Genomic DNA, 464 nt, shown 5'->3' with positions numbered 1-464 from the left:
CGGCAAGACGGTGCTGCCGCGGGTGGCGGCACTGCTCGACGTCGCCCAGGTCTCGGAGATCATCGAGGTCGTCTCCGCCGATACCTTCAAGCGGCCGATCTATGCCGGCAATGCCATCCAGACGGTGCAGGCCAGCGACGCCAAAAAGGTGATCACCGTGCGCACAGCCTCCTTCGCTTCCGCGGCTGAAGGCGGTTCGGCAACGGTCGAGGCGATCCCGGCCGTCTCCGATCCAGGCCTGTCGCGTTTCGTCTCCGATGCGCTGTCGGCCTCGGAACGTCCGGAACTGACCTCGGCCAAGGTGATCATCTCGGGCGGCCGGGCGCTCGGCTCGGCCGAGAAGTTCAAGCAAGTCATCCTGCCGGTTGCCGACAAGCTCGGCGCCGCCGTCGGCGCAAGCCGTGCCGCCGTCGATGCCGGTTATGCCCCGAACGACTGGCAGGTCGGTCAGACCGGCAAGGTGG

Annotated in this window: 1 protein-coding gene; it reads left to right on the top strand. The window is 67.5% G+C overall.

The genetic code is table 11. The annotated features are described in order from the left end of the window. A partial coding sequence (locus QWJ46_RS31150; protein ID WP_302756397.1) for an electron transfer flavoprotein subunit alpha/FixB family protein occupies nucleotides 1-464 on the top strand: 464 nt, incomplete at both ends.

The organism is Rhizobium sp. CBN3 (genome assembly GCF_030518245.1).
In the GTDB taxonomy this organism is placed as follows: domain Bacteria; phylum Pseudomonadota; class Alphaproteobacteria; order Rhizobiales; family Rhizobiaceae; genus Rhizobium; species Rhizobium aethiopicum_A.
This window is presented reverse-complemented; position numbering and strand designations above follow the sequence as displayed.